This is a genomic window from Phyllobacterium sp. P5_D12 (assembly GCF_054049495.1).
In genome coordinates this window covers 1-2,464 of the sequence record NZ_JBFUMG010000618.1, presented here as the reverse complement: position 1 = coordinate 2,464, position 2,464 = coordinate 1, and the positions used below count along the sequence as shown (strand labels likewise).

The window sequence follows — 2,464 nt, the reverse complement described above, 5'->3', positions numbered from 1 at the left end:
CGGCGCGCAGTTTCCGGTACGCGTCCTTCCTCCCGACTGGCGCGATCCCGCCGGTGGCGGTGCCGATGCCGGTGTGATGGCGCAATTTTCGTCGGCTGCGGAATATGCCTTTTATCAGGCGGATCGTTTTTACCGGCGTGAGCCCTTGACGAAAAAGAAGTTGGAACGGTTGGAGGAGCAAAAGCAGCTGCGCCGGCCGAAGCGGGTTGATGTGCCGCCGCCGCCCAAAGCGCCGGATATCGATTTCCATCAGATTGTGGCGTCCTACAGCGATTATCCGCAACTGCTGCGCCGCCTGGGCTTGGTTATCGACTGCTTATTGCCGATCGATTCCCCGATCGACCAGGCGCTCGGTGCCGGACCGCAGGCGAGKGGCTTGATGGCGCTGGAGCTCGATTGGGGAAATGCGCATGACAAGGCGGATGATTCATGTCCGCGGACGGCCTGGGTGGCAGACAAGCGCCGCTTTACCACAAGGGCTCGAACGCCAGATCACGATCGCGGCGTGCTCCGCCTGCAGAATGCCGATGACAACTGGAACGATGACAAGCGAAGTCTGTTCGATGTTTACCAGGTCGATGCGGACGGCGCCGCGTTGAAGACCGTCGATTTTGTCATAAGCGCGCAAAATCTGGTGGGAAAAAGCCTGGCGCTGGGTGCTGACGGTGAGGTGACCTATACCACCGGCAACAAACAGCCGGTGGCAGCCTTGCGATCTGGTGGCCTCGGAATCTCGCGGCACGGGCGCGCGCTGACGGTCGCTCAAAGTGCGGCCTCTGCGGCCTTGAAGAATGCGGCGGTTGCTTCCGGTTCTGGCGCAAAAGTCGTCTTTTTACGGAAGATGTGTTGCGCGGTTATCGTGTGGACGTACAGCCCGTACCCGATGGCGTCGAAAACGCTTGGCATTCCCTCTGCAGCAGGCACGGCAGTTACAGGATCATCAAGCTCGACGAGGAAATCCAGCTRCCCGATGATGAGGGTTATGTGAAGGGAGCGTCAACGACGAGTTCAGCCAGCGCTGACGCCCATCAGGACGATCATTATCTGCATGAGTCCATGTTCCGTTGGGCCGGGTGGAGCCTCGTTACGCCAAGGCCAGGCAAAACCATTAGATCACGCGATGACCCTGCAAGCGGCGTCCAGGGTGAGACGCCTGAAACCGTCGATGACGAGGTGGCTAACGGCGGAAATGGCCTTTCCGCGACATTCGTAGCGGGAAAGAACAGCTTGCCACGACTAAGGTTTGGCACGTCCTATCGCTTTCGCGCCCGTATCGTCGACCTCGCCGGAAACAGCCTCGCTGTCCAGGACAAATCGCTCGACGGGGATCTGCAGGTGAGTGACCCCGTCGGTTACTGGCGCTTTGAACCCGTCGACCCGCCCGTGCTCATCCATCGTGCGCGGACAAGTGAAGGCGAGTCGCTGGAGCGCATGGTTATCCGCAGCAACTGGAACGCCGATCCAAAAGCCTATCTCACCACCTCGGCTTTTGCCCAGGCAGTACAATTGCCGGCTTCCCAGGATTTTGAGTACACTTCGATAAACGAGCGGCATGCGGTGCCGCCGAAGTCTTCGCAATTGCAATGTGAGCAACACGGACTGTTCGACCCGTTCTTTGCGGACGCAAACGCTATCAAGCAAGCCTATGCCATAGCCGCCCGCGAGGCAGGAACCCTCAACGATGCCAATGCAACCTCCAACGCCGAGTTGATAACCCCCGCTTCCGTTGCAGCCGTTGCCACAAGGACTTCGCTCCCCCTGCGCTTGCCGTCTCCGGACAATCCCACCGGCGACCGATTGGCTGCCGGGCAGTATGTAATCCACCGCGAACCACTGGTTTCTACACCTTATCTTCCGGACGGTGCTGCAGGCGGTTTTGCGCTTCGGGCAATGCCGGGGCATGAGATCCCCGGCGTCACGGCGCCAACCATCCTTGGCCCAAGTGCGGCGATCGTTCGTGCGCCGAACAAGGAACTGGTCCTTGTTGTTGCTTTTGACAGGGAGTGGCCGGATTCAACAGGCTTCCGAATCGTGCTACGGGAACGCACCGCTGCTGTTGACGATCCGCCCTGCGACGAGACCTTCAAGGATGACGGTTTGCCGAAATGGGACGAAGCAAAACGCGTACTCACCTTGTTTGTCGCGAAGGGTCGTATCGCGCGATTGTGTTATTCGAGCTTCGTCCACAAGCGCTTCATCGGGACACTGGGCCTGCCCGCATGGATCGATACCGACGGCGAACGCACGTTCCTTCAGGACATGGCCCAGCTTGGCTGTGCCTGGATGATTACCCCGACGCGCCAACTGACCCTGGTGCACGCTACGCAGCAGCCGGTCTGCCTGCCGGAAATGATCAGGGTCAGCGCCAGCCGTTCAGTCGGAGATCAGCACGCCAACATTCGGGCAACAATCCGGCTGCATGGACCGAGTAGCGGCAAGTTGGAAGTAGAAGCCGTATGGAAGG

The 2,464-nt window shown here is 59.7% G+C and carries 1 protein-coding gene; it reads left to right on the top strand.

All coding sequences use genetic code 11. From position 1 onward, the window contains the following. Window positions 1–846: 846 nt before the first annotated feature. Window positions 847–2,464: hypothetical protein (locus ACXJ5O_RS24300; protein WP_457302145.1), on the top strand; the 1,618-nt coding region annotated here is incomplete at its 3' end.